13 protein-coding genes, 2 tRNA genes and 1 pseudogene are annotated in these 20,298 nt (G+C 40.3%); 2 read left to right on the top strand and 14 right to left on the bottom strand.

Translation table 11 applies throughout. From position 1 onward, the window contains the following. The first annotated feature begins 422 nt into the window (after positions 1-422). Together KV201_RS04245 and KV201_RS04250 are read left to right on the top strand one after the other, a co-directional pair. A tRNA-Val gene (locus tag KV201_RS04245) sits at positions 423-499 on the top strand. A gap of 38 nt (positions 500-537) precedes the next feature. Next, positions 538-614, top strand: a tRNA-Val gene (locus KV201_RS04250). Positions 615-918: 304 nt separating this feature from the next. Here the strand turns inward: KV201_RS04250 and KV201_RS04255 are convergent. The 14 genes and pseudogenes from KV201_RS04255 to KV201_RS04320 all read right to left on the bottom strand — a co-directional run. Further along, positions 919-1,074: pseudogene (locus KV201_RS04255) on the bottom strand (IS3 family transposase); the annotation flags it as partial. 259 nt (positions 1,075-1,333) lie between these two features. Continuing rightward, on the bottom strand, positions 1,334-4,699 hold the full coding sequence (locus KV201_RS04260; protein WP_226058599.1) for a DEAD/DEAH box helicase: 3,366 nt from the start codon (positions 4,697-4,699) through the stop codon (positions 1,334-1,336). Between the two features lie 7 nt (positions 4,700-4,706). After that, positions 4,707-5,186, bottom strand: a complete 480-nt coding sequence (locus tag KV201_RS04265; protein ID WP_226058600.1) for a hypothetical protein — start codon at positions 5,184-5,186, stop codon at positions 4,707-4,709. Between the two features lie 22 nt (positions 5,187-5,208). Then, positions 5,209-5,742, bottom strand: coding sequence for a hypothetical protein (locus tag KV201_RS04270; RefSeq protein WP_226058601.1), 534 nt, complete (start codon positions 5,740-5,742; stop codon positions 5,209-5,211). Between the two features lie 2 nt (positions 5,743-5,744). Further along, the gene (locus KV201_RS04275) at positions 5,745-6,851 is read right to left on the bottom strand and encodes a hypothetical protein (RefSeq protein ID WP_226058602.1); all 1,107 of its coding nucleotides are present in this window, start codon (positions 6,849-6,851) and stop codon (positions 5,745-5,747) included. A 552-nt stretch (positions 6,852-7,403) separates the two neighbouring features. After that, positions 7,404-8,387 (bottom strand): 5'-nucleotidase, encoded by a 984-nt coding sequence (locus KV201_RS04280; RefSeq protein WP_226058603.1) that lies wholly within the window; start codon positions 8,385-8,387, stop codon positions 7,404-7,406. 172 nt (positions 8,388-8,559) lie between these two features. Further along, entirely contained in the window at positions 8,560-8,727 is a 168-nt protein-coding gene (locus KV201_RS04285) for a hypothetical protein (protein WP_226058604.1), read from the bottom strand. Between the two features lie 167 nt (positions 8,728-8,894). Further along, the gene (locus tag KV201_RS04290; RefSeq protein ID WP_226058605.1) at positions 8,895-9,602 is read right to left on the bottom strand and encodes an amino acid adenylation; all 708 of its coding nucleotides are present in this window, start codon (positions 9,600-9,602) and stop codon (positions 8,895-8,897) included. A 101-nt stretch (positions 9,603-9,703) separates the two neighbouring features. Continuing rightward, on the bottom strand, positions 9,704-12,727 hold the full coding sequence (locus tag KV201_RS04295) for a DEAD/DEAH box helicase (RefSeq protein WP_226058606.1): 3,024 nt from the start codon (positions 12,725-12,727) through the stop codon (positions 9,704-9,706). Positions 12,728-12,771: 44 nt separating this feature from the next. Continuing rightward, positions 12,772-14,469, bottom strand: coding sequence for an EH signature domain-containing protein (locus KV201_RS04300; RefSeq protein ID WP_226058607.1), 1,698 nt, complete (start codon positions 14,467-14,469; stop codon positions 12,772-12,774). A 2-nt stretch (positions 14,470-14,471) separates the two neighbouring features. Continuing rightward, on the bottom strand, positions 14,472-15,230 hold the full coding sequence (locus KV201_RS04305) for an OmpA family protein (RefSeq protein ID WP_226058608.1): 759 nt from the start codon (positions 15,228-15,230) through the stop codon (positions 14,472-14,474). Continuing rightward, entirely contained in the window at positions 15,230-17,401 is a 2,172-nt protein-coding gene (gene zorA / locus KV201_RS04310) for an anti-phage ZorAB system protein ZorA (protein ID WP_226058609.1), read from the bottom strand. Before zorA ends, KV201_RS04305 begins: the two co-directional genes overlap by 1 nt. Before the next feature lie 42 nt (positions 17,402-17,443). Then, complete coding sequence (locus KV201_RS04315; protein WP_226058610.1) at positions 17,444-18,637, bottom strand: restriction endonuclease subunit S; 1,194 nt, start codon at positions 18,635-18,637, stop codon at positions 17,444-17,446. Further along, positions 18,634-20,223: a class I SAM-dependent DNA methyltransferase gene (locus KV201_RS04320; protein ID WP_226058611.1), complete on the bottom strand. Its 1,590-nt coding sequence runs from the start codon at positions 20,221-20,223 to the stop codon at positions 18,634-18,636. Before KV201_RS04320 ends, KV201_RS04315 begins: the two co-directional genes overlap by 4 nt. Positions 20,224-20,298 lie beyond the last annotated feature (75 nt).

Below are 20,298 nucleotides of genomic sequence, written 5' to 3' on the forward strand. Positions count from 1 at the left end.
GCCTCACAGGCATCTCAATCCAAGGCGCATTGACGCAGAAGTGGTCATTCCCTTTTAAGTCAATGCAACACCGGAGTGGGATGCCTGTGTGGCTCCCGAAGGCCGGCTGATGTTAACGGCATGGCAACGCGCTTTATACTGCGTTTAAGGCTTTAGACAGAGCACCACTATGCCCTAGCCTTCGCCTTGTCTAAAGCGCGTTGAACTCCCGCTGAATGAGCAGATATTTTATACGATTGGTATAAACGGATAAGAAACTGCGGTTTTATCAGCGACTTTGCTGAAACACTGGACAAGTTGCACAGCAATTCACCATTTGACTACAAATTTGATTTTTTTGCTTGCCAGCTCTGCGCTATGCCCCTAATATAGCGCTCGTTCCAAGGCGCAACGCTTTTGAATAGCAAGTTAAAATTTACGATACACCCGTAGCTCAGTTGGTTAGAGCACTACCTTGACATGGTAGGGGTCGGTGGTTCGAGTCCACTCGGGTGTACCACTCTCTTCACAGAGTATAAAAAGTGAAATTCAAACAGTGCACCCGTAGCTCAGTTGGTTAGAGCACTACCTTGACATGGTAGGGGTCGGTGGTTCGAGTCCACTCGGGTGTACCATTTCTTGCTTTAACTCCCTATAAAACTTCAATTTACTATAATCTTCCATTAAGATTCTCAATTTTTATTTGTGCCTAATGTAAAACTTTCGTGCCTAAACACATTTTTTTGCAGTGACATTCAAACATGCCCTCCTCCTTAGCTCTCTGATTATACCTCGATTGCTTAACCCACATTTATCGCAGTAACTTGAAAATTTGGCATTTTTTATAATTTGTGCCCGTTTTGTGCCAAACATGTTGGCACAAGAAGCTTTTGCCGTTTGTGACGCTGACCACCACCAGGATAGGCACACCGCTTTGTACACTTTAAGTTGAGAATTTTTAAACTCTACAGATAACAGATCATCATTAGCAGAATGAAGTCACCCCAAGTTGTAATATTTCATGTAAGCCATCACATCTTGCTTCAAAAACTTCCTTGTAGGCTGAGTCACTTTAAAAATTCAATCGTGTTTCAAGCCTCAGTCACAGTGGAATACCTGACCTCTTAATTTATTGACCATACTTCTCAAGATTAAGTGTCCGATGGGATTAGATCAGAACATTCATACACTAAGCGATGAAGCTTGAACCCGTAGAACCATAACATGTACCAGTTTAAATCATATTAATTCGTGGTTAATCATTTGCCACAGAGGTTTTCTTAAGCTAAAAAATAATAAACCAAGTAGCTGTCCTTGTCATGCTTGGTTTATGGAAGGGGAGATTAGCATTATGCTATATTTTTTTCCTGGTATTTATATCAATGCTAATCAACTTTGTTCTTTTGAGTATCTCCGAAAATAAATTTATTTCTCCGTTGTTAGGATTCCAATTTTTTAAAAACTGACTGTGGCCGAAAAATACCAAATTTTGCTTAGCCCTTGAGCAAGCAACGTTCAAACGTTTTCGATCTAACAAAAATTGTAGCGCCCCATAAGTCCTGACAGTCGAATAGCAAACTAATTCAGCTTCACTGCCCTGAAAACTATCCACAGTATCAACTTTTATTTTAAGATTACCAAGGTGAATCAAATTTTGACTCTCACCATCTTTAGTTAACAACTGACGTATTTTCCTTTTTTGCGCACCGTAAGGTGTTATGACTGCAACGTCTATAGGTACTTTTTGTTTACCGGCTATTTGACGCAAAAAATCTCGAATTGCAATCGCTTCATCGTGATTTTCTATACTGGTAGAATTATGCGGCCTATTCTGCTCACCCCTGACATCCTGCCAAATTAAACAAGCAGGATGTACAAAATCACTTGTGTTACTCGCATCAACAGCACCATTGAAAAGACGACGTTCACCGTTCGTTGTGTAGAACAGCTCAGCAACGAGATCTCCGATAGGAGACGCCATTCTGAACTGCTCTTGCAATGAAGCAGTGCAATCGTTTGGGAGTTGCTCAAATAACACCTCAAAAAAACTGCTTTCTAGGAAAGTTTCTTTCAGAAACTCGAGCTCTTCTTTTGCCGAATCATCCCTAAGAACAGGTGAAATACTCGGTGGTAATTGATGATGATCCCCAATCAAAATAGCCTTTTTTGAACGTAGCAAGGGAATTAGCAGCTCTGGGACCGTTGCGCGACCGGCTTCGTCAACAATAACAACATCAAACTCTAAATGGTCCAGACCCGCTTTCCTTGCCGCCAGGCCAACACAGGTTGCGCCAATCAAATTTTTGTCTGCTAGCATGGTTGTAAAAAATTCATCTGAAACCTTATTGCTACTTGACTTAGCTTGCATTTCTTTTAGCAACGCGGCCCATTCATAGGTTGCATTTCTAACGGTATCTTCTAGTAAATGCACTTTGCTGCTTATAGTGTCCAGTTTATTTGACAAAAACTCATCATAGAGTCTGCCAAAATGATCTTCCTTGATTTCATCATCAAGCTTTCCTGGATTGCCGATTCGAACAATATTCACCCCGTCAGCAATCAGTTCTGGATATTTTTTCTTAAATTTTATAATGGCATTATCTACTGCAGTATTTTGCTGTGAGACAACCAAAATACGCTGATGAGGATTGTGAGAGATAAGTTGATACAACATCTCAACGATAGTAGTTGTTTTCCCTGTGCCCGGAGGCCCCTGAATCATCGCTATATGTTTTGCCGACAGGGCTGTTTTTACAACCTCCTGCTGGCTTGGCCTTAGTGAGTCCCGCCATTCAATATCTTTATTTTTCCAATGTGCTATATATTCTGGCTTATAGCTTGATGGAGATAAAAATATGTCTTTAAGGCGTAATTCAACTAATCTGTCCTCAAATAAAGCATCCAGCGCTTGTTGCTGCCTTTGTAACGCGCTATTGGGTTTGGAGATAGAAAACTTGAACTTTTGTTTTTGTTCTAGGTTGATATTATTAAACTTGAACAAAGTAGCTCTTATTTCGACAGACTGTTCGGGAGTAACAGATATTTCACTATCGTATATTTTATTACGATCAATAGCGGGTAGATAGCCGCCTCGTTCTTCGTCCCAAATCTGCAAGCGAAAAGATCGATTTAAAGAAAGGTACTCATCCATCTCAATATCTTTGATAAATGAAGTAACCGAACTTTCATCGATGTACGCTTGCTGTATCGATTCTTTCGAGATCCTCAAAATATAACTGCTGTTTTCCACCAACTCCGGAGTAACATCAAATTCGACAGTTCTTTCACTCTCAACTTTTCTCTGATAATCAACAACTCTCTGCCAGCGCTTAAAAAATTCGACTTGTTGTAGTCGCTCTTGGGTTGAGTTTTTATCGATTAGTGCCTGACTCACAAAGGTATACAACTGCTCTAAACCATAGGACCAGCTAAAATATTTATTTGGTTCGATCTCTTTTGACGCCAGAATAAAGTCGAAAGGTAGGTCAACACCGATCTGTGTAGTTTTATGTTGAGACGCCTTAATAACACTTAAACCATCACTTGTAGCTGTTGGCACACAACTTAATTGAACACTCGCTTTGCCAAGAACCACTTCATTAGTTTCAAAGTCATGACCGATTAAAGTCCATTGGCTTTGCTCAGAGTAAAACAGCTCATCAGTAATGCACTCTAATTGTTGTTCCTCCACCTCAATGTATAGCTCAAGATGATCTTGCCCAAGAAAAGCAGGAGGCTTGGCACTAACTGTCGGTAAAGGCATTCGGCCTCTTTGATTTGGCTTTCCAGCAGGATTACATGAGAGAGTAGAATCAAACGAATCAAAAAACACGGGCAGCTTTTGACCTGAGATACACTTCAAAGAAGGATGTAACAGAGCCATTTCTGGTAACTGAACTTTTATCAACCCATCAAACAGGGTTCCTAAATAGGATTTATCTTTGGCTAAATATCGTTCTACAACCATATACGCAGGCGTATTTGAGCGAATATGATCGTGAAAGCACAGACCCTTCGCGACGCACCCAAAAAATGCGCCGTCTTTTTTGTTGCCTTCACGAACAACTAAAATTGGGAAGTCATCACCGTAGCCTATCGCTAGCGCTTGTTGTTGCTCCCGGTTTCCATTAAACAACAACCGATGTTCAAACTTGGGTTGCTGCCTGCCAATATCGGACAATTCAGCTAAGACAAGCTTTCCTTCATACAACCATTCCAGTGGTAACAAAGCATCCGCCAAATCTAAATCGATAAGTTGCCCGTATTTCTGCTGTTGCCAATAATTAATAATTTGTTTCTTTTCAAATTCTAAATATTTTCGGTACTCAATCAGGCGCTTTTGGGCATCCTGTATCCGAGCATACTCCCTTAATAAAGCAGAGCGACGATAAGGACTCGTCGTCTCAGCAGCAATTTCCGATTGGATAATTTTGTATAATTCACTCAAGGATTCTGAAATCGGTGTGATCTTTTCAGATAGCTTTTCAATTTCGGCTAACAGCAGCGTCTTATCTCGTTCAGCTTGTTTTATTTGCTCTTCAGTAAAATAGCTTGACTCTTGCTCCGCAGCACTTTCAAAACGTGACCGAATATTGTCGCGCTCTTGATAAGCCCTTCCCTGACGATGCTTTTCTTCATCTGTTTTTTGGTTAAAATACCAAGCTACTGCACTTGCAGTAAGCATAACGGCCCCAGCAACAGCAAATAATGGAAATGGCATTTAACCCTCAACTTTTAGTTTGGTTAATTAATTCTGCCAACAGCTCGGCAGAAATTGTCCCAGTTTCCACCAACGCCAATATTTTCATAATTTGGCCATCTTCATCATTTTGCTTTTTACCAAACTCTGATAGTTCAAGTATTCTTTCTGAATGCCTGCGCTGGTCAATTTTATCTTCGGTATCAAATCCAGCCATTTTAATTTTAAAGTCTAAGTTAGCAGCTTGCTTGCCTGCTTCCACTTTTTCCATATCCAGTGAAATTTGAGCGCGTATCTGTGAGGTTTTTTCAATTTCCTTAAATAGATCAATGCCACTCTTGGCTGTATCAAGTACCTTACTGCCTAACTCTACTAGTTGAGCACCGTCAAGCTTCCTAAGCACCTCATTAAGATCAATTTTTGAATTATTGCTTTTAATCATCGTGCTAGATCGCGATTGATTAGAGCGTGGGATATGTTGCCCTTGGATTGGTGGTACTTTTTTCATTGTTTTATTCTCTTTTCTTCCATTAATCTTCTACTGCACTCATGACACACATCATGGCTGAACGGATAAATTCATCTAGTTGCTTTTGCAACGCCTGTAACTGTTCAAAAGATATACCGTTCTCTCTTTCGGCTCTGACAAGAAGTTGCATTTTATGTGCGTGCTTAAGCGATTGGTTTATGGACTTTTGCATTTGCATAACTGCTACCGAGCTTTCGGCAACAGCTCTAGCTAACGCCTGGTATCTTATTTCGCTACTTTCAAGCATCAGTTTATGATCAAGTTTCAGGATCTCAAGTTGCTGACTTAGCTGTGCCTCAATTAATCTATTTTCAGCCACAATTTGGCGTGTGACTTCGCACTCTTTGGCGTATTTAAGATAGCTATTACAAGCATCAAGTACCGCCATTCCGGCATCTATCACCATCAGGGCTGGATTAACTTTTTTCGCTGCCCCTTTTAGACCATGTTTAACCAACATCATTCCATAGCGTTGAACACGGCTGTCATTAAATAAATGCTCAGTTAATGATGAATATTTCTCTAGTGTTTTCATCGCTATCCTCTGATTAAATCTGAGTGAATCAAATTATCCATCAACTCATGATAAGTGTACTGATGTAGCTGCCAGGCTTTAGTGAAGCTATGGTTTCGTGAAAACAGCTCATGACCAGTGTTTAGCTGGCTCGAACCTGATGTGATCATGTTCTTCGCAACATCTAAGTTGAGTGAATAAGTTTCACCCTGCAAGGTAAACTCAGGGTTTGAAGAAGCAACAACATTATTGTGCTCGTAAATTTGCTTATCAACATCGGAATATACCGTGCAAACGTCTTCTGGTGGAGTTAAATTATCATCCCAGTCAAAGCCTTCAGCCAGGGTAAACCGAGTGTTCAATACTAATGCGGGTGTATATAAGATTAAATGAGTCTTATCCTGTTCTTTAATATTTAGATACATTTTCAGGGGCAGGCTTTGACATAGACCTTTATTTTTATCAATCTGGCGTATTGTAACATTCCACTCAAGCCCCCAACGTTCACCAAGTTGGCTTAACAAGGTTTCAAATTCAGGAATTAATTTTGGTAATAGCTCAGGCAGTTTTCTTTGAAAACGCGCAGCCTGGGCAAAACAGTCTTCAGTCATGTTATATCTAGCCTGACGGACCGCAGGGATAACAAACACATTTTGTGGAATATTCTTTAGTTCAGATGATTCTCCAGGCACAATCAACATGTCTATGTCATTATATGAATGATGGTAATGACGATCGAGTCCAAGGGTCAACTCTTTATCATGGACATGGCGTAATATATAGGCAAGCATTTTCCCTTTAGCTGTTATGCCATCCTCATTAAGTAGCTGTAAACCTTTTAGTCGCTCAATCACCGAGAATAATTGTACTTGACTAAGATCGGTGATCTCTTCAATCTGAGTTAAATTTAAGTTATGTGAATCCATCACACTCAAGATAAAGTGTGAAAGCTCACCTAATTCACTGAGTAATTTATATTGAACAGTTACTGTATAAACACAGATCGGATACCAGACATCGACAACACTCGGTTCAGGATCTTCACCCCTCTGTATTGATGGTTTCTCTTTTTGTTTAAAATTAGCAGATGTCTTCGTTTCAGCACGCGATTCAGTAAAACTATTACACATTTATTTTCCTAAAAAACTGACTAACATAGCCAAGTAAACTTCCATTTATTTTCGGAAAAAACAATAATTGTACTCGGCCCAAATTTTTTTGTTGTCTTGTTCTCGGTTGCTACTCATCAAAGGGGCTAGTATTTTCAATCCATTACAGCTTTAACAATAGAATCTCTACAAAATTCATTAAGTGCACTCTAGGCGCCTTTACTAGAAGAGCTTTTTTGCCACCTGAATACACTGAAAAAAGGTTATACACGTAGTTATTTCACAGTAGGTGATAGCTGTTGTCTATGATGTATTGCTTACCAGTAAAATGCCATGTCATTTTCACTCTAAACTATCAAGCCCGTTTTAGACCAATCTTGAGACAGCAAGCTAAACAAGTCGTTGATAGTTCAATGACTGAGGCATTTTTATAAACTTAAAATTTGTATTTTTACATTCTGGGCACTCTTGTGGAGGCCCAATGATGACATCAGATCTACAGTATTGCTCTTTTTTCCAACCGCAGTTCTCACACTGCCAAGCCATATTTCCATGTGGCATAACCATTATTAATTACTCCCTGTGTTTTGATATGAGATCACTTGCTAACTTTTCAGACAATGCTGAATCGCTTAGATAAGGGACTTTTCCGGAAGGAACTAAATTAGCAGCAGCATCAAGGTGCACGTCCTGATCATCGAAGAAGATGTGAGGCCGAAAGGCTTTTAACACTTTAGTCTTCTCTACTCCTCCTAAGAAAAAAGCTTCATCAACATACACGCCCCAATGCCTTAAGGTTTTAATTACTCGCATCTCCGAAGGGCTATTACGAGCAGTGACTAATGCAATGCGGATCGGTGAGTATTCAACGCGAATGGGTAATCTATCCTGCAAGCGAGACAACTTATGCAATAAACTGGCGTAAGGCCCCTCTGCCATTGGGATATTTTGTTTTGCGTCTTCTTGAGCATGAAAGGCTTCCATGCCTTGGGTTTTGTAAACTAATTCACTTTCATCGGAAAACAATACGGCATCACCATCGAAGGCGATGCGGACTTGACCCTCTGGTATTTCCGGTGCATCCGTTGGCGGCGCTTTTAATATTGCCGCGGCGCAGTTCTTAGAATCAATCACCTGCTGAGCATCTTTAACATTGGTGGTGAGAAACAGGTCCACATCAAAGGCATCGAGATAATCGGCTACGGTTTCGCCCGCGGTAAAGGCTGAACGGGTAATGTTGAGCTTGTCGTGGCGAATAGTATTAAGCACCCGAAGACCGGTATCTGGGCTGTTTTGTGACATCACTACAACTTCAACAAGAGGGCTATTGCCCTGCTGATATTGATTAAGGCCAAGTAAAGCTTTGATCAGAGGGTAACCGGTCCCAGGTTTTAGCGGTTCATCTTCGTGTGCCAGCATAAACTCGCGGTATTTTTCAATGGCAGTATCAGGATCTGATTCAAAGGTTTTTCTGAAAATTTGATCAGATTCCGCCATATCGAATAAGGCCGTGGCTGAAATACCAACGACTAAGGTATTAGAGAGATCTAGTGGCATAAAAACATCCTTGTTTCAGAGGCTTGTATTCAAGCATGAAGCTTTGCTGAACTCAATTTTTTTTGATAGAAAAGTTAAATAATCATAAAAAATACTGCTGAATACACAGCATATCCATTTAATTGAATTCGGCTTGTTACCTTTGTTTAATACTATTCCTAAGCTAGTCATATTAATCCTTTAACTGTTTTTGCTGTTTAAGCTTAGTATCTTGGCTAGCAATGTTTTTGCTAACTGGCACTTCATAGGTGTCGCCTTTGACAAGGTATACTAGCAAGGCGATGGCGTTGATGATCAAAATCACCATTAACAGGGCTAACAGTAACAACAGCTTGGACATTGCTCATACCTTTTCAATAAATGTATGACGACTAATGCCAGAACTGCGCCACAATCACGCCAACAGCTATAAGTTATTTAAACACTTATATTTCAATTTCTTGCGACAAATTTGTTTAATCACACCAATTAAACCAGGTAATCAATCTTAACAATTGGTAATTATTATTACTTTCTGTAATCACTCAATTGCACTATCTTGTCGCCAGCAAGAGTACTATTTTCAGCCGTATTAGTAACAGATGCTAAATCTGGCTTTGCTGGTAGTGGTTGCGGTTCCATTAAAATATCTTGGCAGTAATCCATCATCTTTACTATTGGTAGAAATTTTTGTTTTTGATTTTTAGCTCGCTTCATTTGAGTGTTTAGATGAATCGATAAATCGGTGCACAAATCGGAAGGCAGCTCATTAAGCTCCTGCTCCGCCAACGTTTGGCTAACCCAAAGTGCGGCATCACTAATATGGCCGCTAATGCTTAAATCGGTATTTTTAACCCAATGAGTATCCATGTTCAGTTTAGATAGCTCACTGAATAGCATAGCAATATCACTACTTGGGATGGCACGCAGCTGCTGCAAGGTTTCTGCTAATGAATATTGCCACTCCATTTGCAAGCGTGCTGCTAATTCATCCAGCGTTAGTTTTGTATCAGCGGGTATAAATACAGTAAAACGGCTGTTTGCTTCACAGGCAATAATGGTTTTGTGACGTGATTTATAGGCATTATCGATAATATGTACTTGCCAGCAACAGGTGTGATTATCTGACGCTAAGCTATGGACCCCTACTCTCTGGCCATCTTTCTCAGGCAAGCGAGACAAGTCGGCTTTAAGCCATTTGTTGAGTGCATTGGTTGCGGATAGTAATAATTTCATACTTTTTTTATCGTTCCCGTTACAAGAATCACAACAACGAATCAAATTTAGATATAAGAATCGATGAATAGCAGCTTCCCTGTGACATGTTTAAATATTCCCTACAAGCCCATTGAAGACATAAGCTCATGTTCACTGACGGCTTCTGGCGTTACTACTGCATCACTGAGCATCGTTTTTTTAGCTAATAACTTGTCTAAATTCACATCAAACGAATCATACTCTGGATGTAAAAGGCAGGGTAAATGAACAAAAACAGGTTTTTCCTGACCAATTCGATAGACTCGATCTGTTGCTTGAGCTTCTTTTGCCGGGTTCCAATGGCGCTCTAGATGCACTACATGATTTGCGCCAACAACGGTCAATCCTACGCCAGCAGCAACCGGTGACATAATGATAATATTAAAGCCTTGTCTCGACTCAAAGTCGGTAATCATTCCTTTACGCGACAGTTGGTCCTTCTTCGTTGCCATCGCTTTACTGTCACCATTAATGACATGAATCTGTAACGCATAAATTTTGTCTAAGCAAATTTTAAGCACTGCCTGAAGCTTTTTAGTCGTCGCAAAAATAATGACTTTTTCTTGTTTGTTTTTTATATCTGCCAAGATATCTATCAACATAAGCAACTTTTCAGATTCCTGCATTTTATGCAGCGCTTCTTTCGCTGTGCTTGGCGGCGCTTTAAAAATCTCATTCAGTCTTGGGTGTAAACTAACCGCTCTTAATTGCTGAAGTACTGCTAAAGCATGAGTGCCGCCCTCTTCCTTTGCTTTGGCTTTTCTGTAGTCTTCAACAATTTGGTTATAGCCAAGTAACTGACCACCGCTCATATTACGAGCGAGCTCGGGTGCAAATAGCATATTGTCAGCAAGATCTTTATGAATACCTGTTTTTATAGTTTTCTTTGGCATTCCAGTTAATTCTTCTTCCTTGGTACGGCGTAACATAAACTGCCCAACAGAGGAGCGTAAATCATGTCCAACGTCTAAGCGTACCTCAGTTTTTTCTTCTTCATTAGCATTACTAATAGGTTTAATCCAACGCTCTCTAAAATAGCTCCAATCACCTAATAATCCTGGTTGTGCTGTATCCATTAAGCACCAAAACTCACTTAAGCTATTTTCAACAGGCGTGCCCGTTGCGAGTAGTTTAAAGTCAGCTTTTAACGCCTTTGCTGCGCGTGTCGCTTGCGTATTAGGGTTTTTAATATTTTGAGCTTCGTCAAACACTACAACCCCCCAATCAATTACACACAAAGAAAACTGGTAATCTCGTAGAGTCTGGTAAGTAGTAATAACGATACGTCTATCCATATCTAAGCGTTTAGTAGCTGCATCAGCACCCACGTGTAGGGCGTAACGAATAGATTTATGATCAGCATGTGATTCATTCATCACAGTAGTAAGCTGCATGGACTCTCGTTCAGCCCCTTGAACTTTAAACTCTTTCAAATCCCTTGCTGACTGTAATACTTTTATATCTCGAAATGGCGAATGCTTAAACGTTACTGCCACTTCTTGCTCCCAGTTTTCTAATAAACTAAGTGGAGCGACGATTAAAATAGGCTTTTCAGATTTGTTGTTTTGTTTTTGCATTGTTAAATATTCCGCTAACATCACTAGCGTCATATACGTTTTACCCAGCCCCATATCATCTGCTAACAAGGCGCCTTGAACACGATACATATCATCATAGTTATCCATTTGCGCCGATTTAAGTAACGACATCATCCAGCTAACACCAGACTCTTGATGAGGGAAAGGGGTTCTGGCTAAATTACTGCGATCAAAATTAATTTTTCGGTCTAACTGTGCGACCTTATTTACAATATCTTGATTATGATCTTCTGCATCTTTTAGCAATAAAGACACTTGTTCTTTACGGTCCGGAATATCATCAAAACCAGGTAGGTCAGTATCATTAATAGGATTTGCTAAATTGTCCCTTACCTCTGCAAGCGCTTCATTTACACGCTGCTCATCACGAATATCAATGATTTCATCATCAACAATGACACTGTCGGCATTTTGCCCTTTAGCTTGCTCGTAACTTTGTTCAAAAGAAGCTATATCTTCTTCACATTCAAGCAACCTAACTAAACGCTCTGGAGGTTCACTCGCAGCATTAGTTGAAAACCAGCCGTTACTTCCATCATTATCTTGCCCAAAGGGAATATGAACCATCTTGCCGATACCATAAACACGAATGGAAAAACCTAAATCAAGATTAAGAATGGATGCATCTAAAAAAGCGGATGGTGTTTTAATAAATTCTGCGACTTTATGTGCTGGAATGGTCCGATTTTGCAGCACTTCTTTTATGGCTTGTTTTTTATCATCTGACAACAACACAATGCGATCTTTTACTCGCATTACCTGTCCGTCACCTTGTAACTGAGCAAATCGATTTTGCAGTTCTTCAATCGATGAGCCATCACCAAAGCTTGGGCTAAGCTCTAAGCTACCATCTGCTTTTTGGTTAGCGGTAACAGTAATTTGCTCTGGTTGGACTAAATTAAATTTATCAAACTGCTTTAAATCGAGTTTTAAACCGTCTTTTACCGCTTGTTGTAACCTGGCGATAGCCAAAACATTATTAAGTTCAGTGCGGTCATCTGGTGTAAGAGATGAATGATCTTCTACAGCCAAAACAGCATTAAGCTGCTCAGGTGTCATTAAAAACTGTGTTTGCTCACTAAAAGCCAGTATGGGCCCTTTTCTTTTGACGGGATATTTTTGATGACCAAGCATTGCAAACAACTGTAATGTAAAACTACTTTTAGTTGTTCTACCTTGAATATCAATGTCAAAATCGTGACTACAAAAAGGTGGCAGTCCAAGAACTTCGGCATCTTCTGGGTCGAGTAAACAAGCTTGCTCGCTATCCACTCTAAAGCCATTAGGTATCGTTTGTGCGATGTCTCTTTCTTGGAGCATTTTTAACACAACATGCGCAATGAGCTGACTGCCGCCGCCCTCACCTTTGTTTAAACAATGGTAAGAAGCCTCGTCAGTTACAAAGTTAACGCCATATGAGTCATACACTAAGGAATATCTATCGTCTGCTAAATGACTATTATTATTGTTAGGCAAAAGCCCTTTTATTAAGCTAACAAGTGACATTTATGTTTTAATTCCTTTTAAATATTACTAGTGTCAATCACATTTCAGTCGGCAAGATACCAACAAAAACTCTCGTCTCGAGTCACTTTCTTTTGTGATAACATTGTATAAAGCTTAGCGTTAACTGTCGGGCGATCTGCAAACATCGAAAATTCATTGTCTAAAACCTTAACTAACTCTTTAGCCGTAATAGGTTGGTAAGCGTGTAAAGCTTTTAACAAGTTAACCTCTAAAAGATTATTTTCTTGTGTATTCTTCTTAACAACAGGCAATCCATAACGATTGACATACCTTCTGTACTTATCGCTATCAAACAGTTTCTCTAAATCCAGTTCAACACCATTATCCGTCAAAAAATCAATGGCATTTTTTTGCCAAGACGTTGGTGAATGTTGAATAGCCAAGTATTTTCCGTTAGGTAACCTTTCATTAAATTCAGCTGGAAAGCGATTTGTGAGCTCGCCATGAGTTAACTCGGTTAACGAGTAATTTGTTACCCTCTCACTAGGTAAGCCCATATAAATCCATAATTTAAAATTATGCGAGCCTTCAACAATATGAAAGTCACCACAATCTAAATAAATAATTGACGTCTGTGGCATTGCTTTTAATTTGATATAACTGGTCGTTAAGCTCTTACCAAGTACTCTTTTTACTGTATTTTCAGCTTGATAGCCAAGCATTAGTCGTGCATTACGAACAAAGCCATGTTCGTAAAGCCCCTCTAAAAATCGTTTCCGCGCAGGGTACATCCTATTGAGTGATTCATCACCAGTGTGATTAGCGTACTCTGCAATAGCGCCCAAAAATAACCTTAGGTCTTCTTTAGCAAGCCAGCTTGTTACCGCTTTTATTCTATGTTCACCAATGGGTTTCCACCACTCACGATAGTTTTTTGCGGTATTGGCAATACGGGGATCACCCGCTAAATTGAGCACGAAATTTTGCCACACTTCACTTGGTGCACCGGCAGAGCGGTCAATAATAATCTCAAGTGCGATGTGGCCAATGCGTTTGCCCTCTTCAAAAGGCATGGTTGCAACATCACGCTTTAATAGTTCGTGTAGAATATCGTTCGGCTCACCAACGGGTATTTCCCTTAGTGTGTCTAGGTAGTATTGAGCATGACATACATCTAAAAAACGCCCTTGTGGTAACTCGTTTAAACGCAATTTTTTTAATTGTTCACTAAGATCTAAGTGGTTTTGTTTTGCAAGATTCACTAACGCCTTAGGGGCAGTTAAATCAAACAACCATTTTGCACTATTCAGAACAGATATAATGGTATCACTGCTTTTTTTCCGCTCATCTAAACGTTGCGCTATTTGTTGCTTAATCCATGCTGTTAATTTATTAAAAATATTGCCATCAACCAAGGCATCAAAATAACGATAAACTAACGAAATTAAATTCATTAACGACGACATGCCAAGCTTAGGGTGCTTAGCTTGAATGTAATCAATGGTCGCTTCGTTTAATGAGCCTTTTCTTATCTCTTGTTTATCAATCCACAGCTGAGTTAACACCCTAACGCCTTTGCGTTTAAGCAGTGTATGGTTTAATTGCGCAACATCCCCATTAACCACAAAACCACTAACTTGCTGTTCTAGAGCCTTAAACTCTTCACCTTGCCCTGCACCATCAGCAATTGTCTTAGTTTGTAATGTAAGGCTGCTCCACTGCTTTGTAATACGCTCCCAGTTAAACTGGGCGAGCTCTGGTTTAGGGGGTAAAAACAGCATAATTACTGCATCTCCAAACGACTTCTTACTGATTCATATTCCGAACTTGTAGGTCTACGAATAGTGAAGCGAATATCAATTCGTCTATTGGCACCAAAATCTACATCTGTCAGTTCATCAACTACTTTTCTTCGTGTTGCTGCATAGCCACTTACTGAAAAAAGAGGGTTACCATCTTTGTTGTTAATACTCGCTAAATTAAGGTGACTCGGTAATGATTGGCTCCACAACTCCCACAGTGAAATCGCTCGAAAAGTAGATAACCCCCAATTACCTTTGCCCAGCATGCCATTGAAATTTTTACTGTCGGTATGGCCTTCAATAAAAATGGTATCCAGAAATTGCTCACGCTTGTCTGTATTAATCACCATTGAAAGCACTTCGCCAATTTCAAGCGCGGTTTGTTCAAATTGAGGATTAATATTAAATGCGGCGCTATCAAACCCTAAAATATCGTTAGGAATACTTAACACGGTTTCATTTTCACTAACGGTCACTTGTATGCCACGTTGCCTTAATAAATCAGCGGCTTCATGTAATATCGTTTTACGAACCCCTTCAGCTAAGTGCAACATTTCTAACTCTTGGGTAAATGCTTGTTGCTTATTTTCAAGCTCTTGTTTGGCTTCCATAAGCTCAACCATTAACACAACAGACGCTAAAATGAATAAAATTAACAACCCAGACAAAATGTCAGAAAACGACATCCAATAGGGGTTTTCCTCATCTACACTCACGTCGTCTGTTCTAAATATCCGCATTAGCTTTGCTCCAATTCATCCACTAAGTCAGAAATTGAACTCACTGTTCTGCGCATCTGGTCGCTAAACTCAAGTGTTGTTGTATTCCAGGTTTCCATGCGTTCTTTAACTTGGGTATTTACTTCTGCTGAGTAACTGCGTAGCCATTCATTTGTTTGTTTCTCAATATCCGATACCTGTTTAGCTAATGTATTACCTAAACCTTCAAATGAAGACTCAATTCCTTTTATGAACTCGGTTTGGTGTGTTTTCATTTCAGTGAAACCATTAAAGGCTAACTTTGCAGTATCGCCAAACTGTTCTGTTGTTGTCACAAGCGACGTTTCAAGCTCTTTTAATATTTTTGCTTGTTCAATGACATGGTTTGCTAATTCATCATTTTGAGCACAAATATCTTCAATTGTGTCCGTCATGTCAGCTAAACGCGTATCAAACAGCTCAGTGGCCTTCACTAAATTAGTGGATAACATGGCAATTTGGTTTGAACTATTACTCAAGTTTTGGCTACTTGTCGCCGATGATTGTGCAACCGTTTTAAGTTCGCCTACGACTTCTTTATGTTGTGCAACAACCATATCCATATGGGTTTGTGTCCGTTTTACCGCATCGGTCATTGACGTCAGCATTTGGTCTTGCTGCGCTAACCATTTGCTTAGCTGAGATTGCAGCTGATCACGATATTGCTCATCTCGTTTAGATGCCTCAACTTGTTGGTTTTGTAATAACGAACTAAAGTTTTCTTCAAGCTTTTGTTGGCGCTGTGCTGAGTTCTGCATAAAGCTTTGTAAGCTGGTTTCTAACCCACTGGTAAAGGCTTGTTGCTGTGCAGTGGTCTTTTCATTTTGGCTAGTAATATCACTCACAAAACTACGATTTGATTCACCCATAGCATTTTGCACTTGGCTCATAGACTCAGATAACTGCGTTAACGTTTGCGACTGCTCAGTTAACCAATCACCTAATACCGACTGTAAGTTATCTACATGGCTTGCTTCACGTGCAGCTTGCGACTGCTGCTGTGACTCAATGGCTGAAAACAGCTTTTGCTCCATCGCCTGCTGGCGTTGTTCGCTTTGGCTCAGCATTGCTTCAAGCTGTTGATTAAATTGTGAAGATGCTCCAGCCTGCTGCTCTGCCATTAGCTGTGATTGTTTGCTGCTTTGTTCAAGTACCGCGTTCATTTGCTCGCTTAAACGACTAACCGCCTCATGCATTTGCTCAGTCGACTTTTGCATGAGCTCGCCTTGGCCTCTACCTGCTGCTTGCATGCTTTCGGTAAAGTTACCAATAAGATGCTCTAACACCCCGCTGGTTTGCTGGCTGGCATTACTCACTAATGATTGCATTGCAGGTGCCATTACGTTGTTTAACGCATTGGTAAATGCTTCTTGCATGCTGTCACTGACGCCAGAAATGGTTTCTTGCAAACGGTCGCCAATACGCTCATGAAGCTCTTGCAGAGCTTGACTACTTTCACTGGTGTTTTTAGAGATATCAACTAACGACTTTTCAGCAGGTAAACGAGGATAAAGAAAATCAATTTTTTGCTGTACGGTGATAATGTTACTTAAAATGGTCCGTTCGGCTATTTTCTCTATAAAGTTAAGCAGTAAGCTTAAACCCACCCCCCAAACAGAGGTCACAAAGGCAAACGCCGCGCCGCTCATCATGCTAGCAATACCGGCTTTTAATACTTCAATATCGTTACTTTCAATATGAATATCACGCAGGCCCATAGTCAGGCCCATAAAGGTACCTAACACACCAATTGCAGTTAAAAATGAAGGGGTTGCAGCTAATAACCTGTTAGAGGTTAACCCAGCAGAAAGGGTTTTATGATTAAAAAAGTGCTCTGCATCTAGGGTATTATAAACGCGCTGGGTGCGATCATCTTGTACTAAACTTTCGCTAAATTCATGCCACAAGCTATGCACTATTTTATCTTTTGATGCGCTCGCTCGTTCAGCAATAGTCAGGCTATTATCATAAAGCGTGGTGATAGTTTCACCCTTAATAATCTGCCTGACTTGCTCTACTCTGCTTTTACTTTTAAGCGTACGCGAAATAATGGTTATCAGCGCAATAATAAACACTATCAATAGCGCAAGCCAAAACGATACCCCAAGCAGTGATTGAGGTATCAACCAATGCGATGGCAAAAAATCCAACATTATTACTACTCCCTTAGTATTTTGGGTATTGATTGTTTTTAGTTATAGCTCGCCAGCGAAGGCTTTTTGGCTTAATGAATCAAATAATGGTTTTTTATTTTGAGTTTCTGCATTTTCAAGCATATCTAAAATCTTAATGACTATCATTTCAAACTTCTTCTGCAACTCTATTGGCGGTACGATTATCTCAAGCGACTCAACTTGTTGTTTAGTCAGCGCTTCTCTTGTAGCGCCTCCCGCAGTCGCAATACTCATTAGCTTTTGTTTATAGCTTTTAGCAGTGATTAGCCTTGCTATATAAGTGGGTAATATAACGTCTTCTTTAACTCTCACTATACAAACATGCTGGTTTACTCGAGCAGGTAAAATTTTGTTATCAACTAAGGTAGCTCTACACACTGAAGCTCCAGTAATATTTAACAAAAGATCATTTTTTTCGATTACCACATTTTTAAGTTTTTCAGCTTGTTCGTCAGATAGAAAAGCCAGATTTTTATGAACAAATCTATTGTCATGGATATTTAAACTACGAATTAAAGAAATTCCTTCTTCAAGGTAAGCTTCTTTACCCCCCCTAGGAGTTGATCCACTTCCTAACTTAATTGTTAATTTCTTTAACTCTTTAACTTCCCAGCCTTTTGGGTTGGTGACGGGATCGCCGAACATGTCGAGGAAGACGCTGCGGAGGAAGTCGTCGGCAAGTTGGATGGCTTGCTTGCGTTTGCGACGGATGGCATCGGCTTTATCTAAAATTGAGGCAATGCGTTTTTGCTCGGCTAAACTTTTAGCCGGATCGTCAGGGAAAGGAATTGGAATTTCGTGGTTCCAAAACACATTCATTGACACTCGTGGCATTTTGGCGCCCGCTACTTGCTCACTGATCCAATCGACAAATGTCTTAGAACGTAAGTAATAGGTTAAATATGCACGATCTAGCCTTTTACTATCGGGTTTTAAAGGAACAAGTTCTGTTGTAGCAAGCCCCTCCTCATCAGGCATTACCACTTTGTTTAAATATGGTCGTAATTTAGAATATAAAACATGTGATGTATCAAACCAATGAGTCGATGAACCCGCTGTAGATAGTGGTGACTTTTGTTTACCTATGACTTGACCACTATTAGCCTCAACCATATCCAAATTAAGCATCCACACTTTTTCAGAATTTGATATGACAGGATGCTTTAATGGCTTTGAAGGTGCAATAATGCTTAATTTTTCATATCCCCAACTCACAGCATTGCCTCCAGCTCATTTAAGTCTTTTAGAATATCGTTTTCTAGGGCTTTAAGCTTGGTTAGGATGACTTTTGGGTCGTCATAGACTTCGGCAGTGTGCACCACTTCTTTGTAGCGATTGATCGACAAGTCATATTTGTTCGTTACGATATCGTCTTTACTGACCCAAAATGCCTTTTGAGTTTTGTCATTTTCAGCGGTTTGAGCAATGGCTTTATCACGGGCTTTAAACTCACTCACTAGGCTTGGTAAGTCGTTGTCTTTGATTGGCGTTCGCTTGTCATCTAGCGAAAAACCATCAGCTTGGACATCATAAAACCATACATGATCGGTGCTGCCGCCTTTGGTGAAAATAAGGATAGCAGTAGACACACCAGCGTAAGGTTTAAATACCCCACTAGGTAATGAAATGACCGCTTCAAGTTGGTTGCTTTCGATTAATAATTGACGCAACTGCTGGTGGGCATTGGATGAGCCAAATAACACACCGTCTGGCACGATGGTGGCCGATTGACCGCCAATTTTTAACATGCGCTCGATTAAGGCAACAAACAGCAGTTCTGTCTTTTTAGTTTTGACTTTTCGCAGCAGCTCAGGGCAAACGTCTTCTTCATCTAAACTGCCTTTAAATGGCGGGTTAGCAAGAATGATATCGAAGCTTTCTTTTGAATCCTGTGGGAAGTTTTCACTAAAGCGTTGGCTTAGGGTGTCTTGATAATGCACGTCGGGTTGTTTAATGCCGTGCATCACTAGGTTCATTGCGGCAACCCGAAGCATGGTGGCATCAAAATCAAAGCCGTGAAACATGTCGGTGTCTATGTGTTGGCGTGCTTGTTGATCGATTAAATCACCAGAAAATAGTATATTTTCAAGCTGCTGGCCTTGATTGTCTAGAAGCGGTTTACCGTCTTCATCAAATAATGGTTCACGTTCTATACAGTCTTTTGAGGTGTATTTTTCGAGCAGGTATTCGTAAGAAATGGATAAAAAGCCACCGGTACCACTCGCTGGGTCACAAATACGGCTGGTTGTGCTTGGGTCTAGCATTTCTACCATGGCGCGAATAATATGGCGCGGCGTTCTAAACTGGCCGTTAATGCCGGCGGTGGTCAGTTTGCTGAGCAAATACTCGTACAAATCACCTTTGGTATCGCTGTTATCAAGTGGCAAGTCATTAACCATTTCAACCGCTTTTACCAATAAGCTTTGTTTTTGGATCATTAACTGGGCATCTTTCATAAACTCAGAAAATAACGAGCCTTCGTTGCCCTCTTTTACTGATGCTGCAGAGCTTGAACCAAAATACGGGAAGAGTTCATCTTTAACTGTTTTGTATAGCTGCTCGGCACCTAAATGACGAATATTTTGCCAACGCAGGTGTTGCTGCGCATCATTAAAACGACGGTTAAACGCTTGGCCAGTTCGTGCACTTCGTTTTTCGTCAACTTGTTCGTTCATGTCGAGCATGCGGGCATACATTAAAAAGGTAATTTGCTCGATAACCGTTAACGGATTGGTAATGCCGCCGGTCCAAAATTCTTCCCATAGCTTGTCGATTTTGCTTTTTAGTTGACCTGTGATCATGGTGTACTCTTATTGTTGATGTGCTGCTTACTTGGCTATAGAGCCTATGCTAGTCAGTTTTACCCTTGGCGATAA

The sequence above is a fragment of the Shewanella sp. SR1 genome (assembly GCF_020447145.1).
In the GTDB taxonomy this organism is placed as follows: Bacteria; Pseudomonadota; Gammaproteobacteria; order Enterobacterales; family Shewanellaceae; genus Shewanella; species Shewanella baltica.

Bases quoted from the DNA above. Each gene is read 5' to 3' on its own strand.
- KV201_RS04260 (WP_226058599.1), bottom strand. From the start codon at position 4,699: ATGCCATTTCCATTATTTGCTGTTGCTGGGGCCGTTATGCTTACTGCA.
- KV201_RS04265 (WP_226058600.1), bottom strand. From the start codon at position 5,186: ATGAAAAAAGTACCACCAATCCAAGGGCAACATATCCCACGCTCTAAT.
- KV201_RS04270 (WP_226058601.1), bottom strand. From the start codon at position 5,742: ATGAAAACACTAGAGAAATATTCATCATTAACTGAGCATTTATTTAAT.
- KV201_RS04275 (WP_226058602.1), bottom strand. From the start codon at position 6,851: ATGTGTAATAGTTTTACTGAATCGCGTGCTGAAACGAAGACATCTGCT.
- KV201_RS04280 (WP_226058603.1), bottom strand. From the start codon at position 8,387: ATGCCACTAGATCTCTCTAATACCTTAGTCGTTGGTATTTCAGCCACG.
- KV201_RS04285 (WP_226058604.1), bottom strand. From the start codon at position 8,727: ATGTCCAAGCTGTTGTTACTGTTAGCCCTGTTAATGGTGATTTTGATC.
- KV201_RS04290 (WP_226058605.1), bottom strand. From the start codon at position 9,602: ATGAAATTATTACTATCCGCAACCAATGCACTCAACAAATGGCTTAAA.
- KV201_RS04295 (WP_226058606.1), bottom strand. From the start codon at position 12,727: ATGTCACTTGTTAGCTTAATAAAAGGGCTTTTGCCTAACAATAATAAT.
- KV201_RS04300 (WP_226058607.1), bottom strand. From the start codon at position 14,469: ATGCTGTTTTTACCCCCTAAACCAGAGCTCGCCCAGTTTAACTGGGAG.
- KV201_RS04305 (WP_226058608.1), bottom strand. From the start codon at position 15,230: ATGCGGATATTTAGAACAGACGACGTGAGTGTAGATGAGGAAAACCCC.
- zorA (WP_226058609.1), bottom strand. From the start codon at position 17,401: ATGTTGGATTTTTTGCCATCGCATTGGTTGATACCTCAATCACTGCTT.
- KV201_RS04320 (WP_226058611.1), bottom strand. From the start codon at position 20,223: ATGATCACAGGTCAACTAAAAAGCAAAATCGACAAGCTATGGGAAGAA.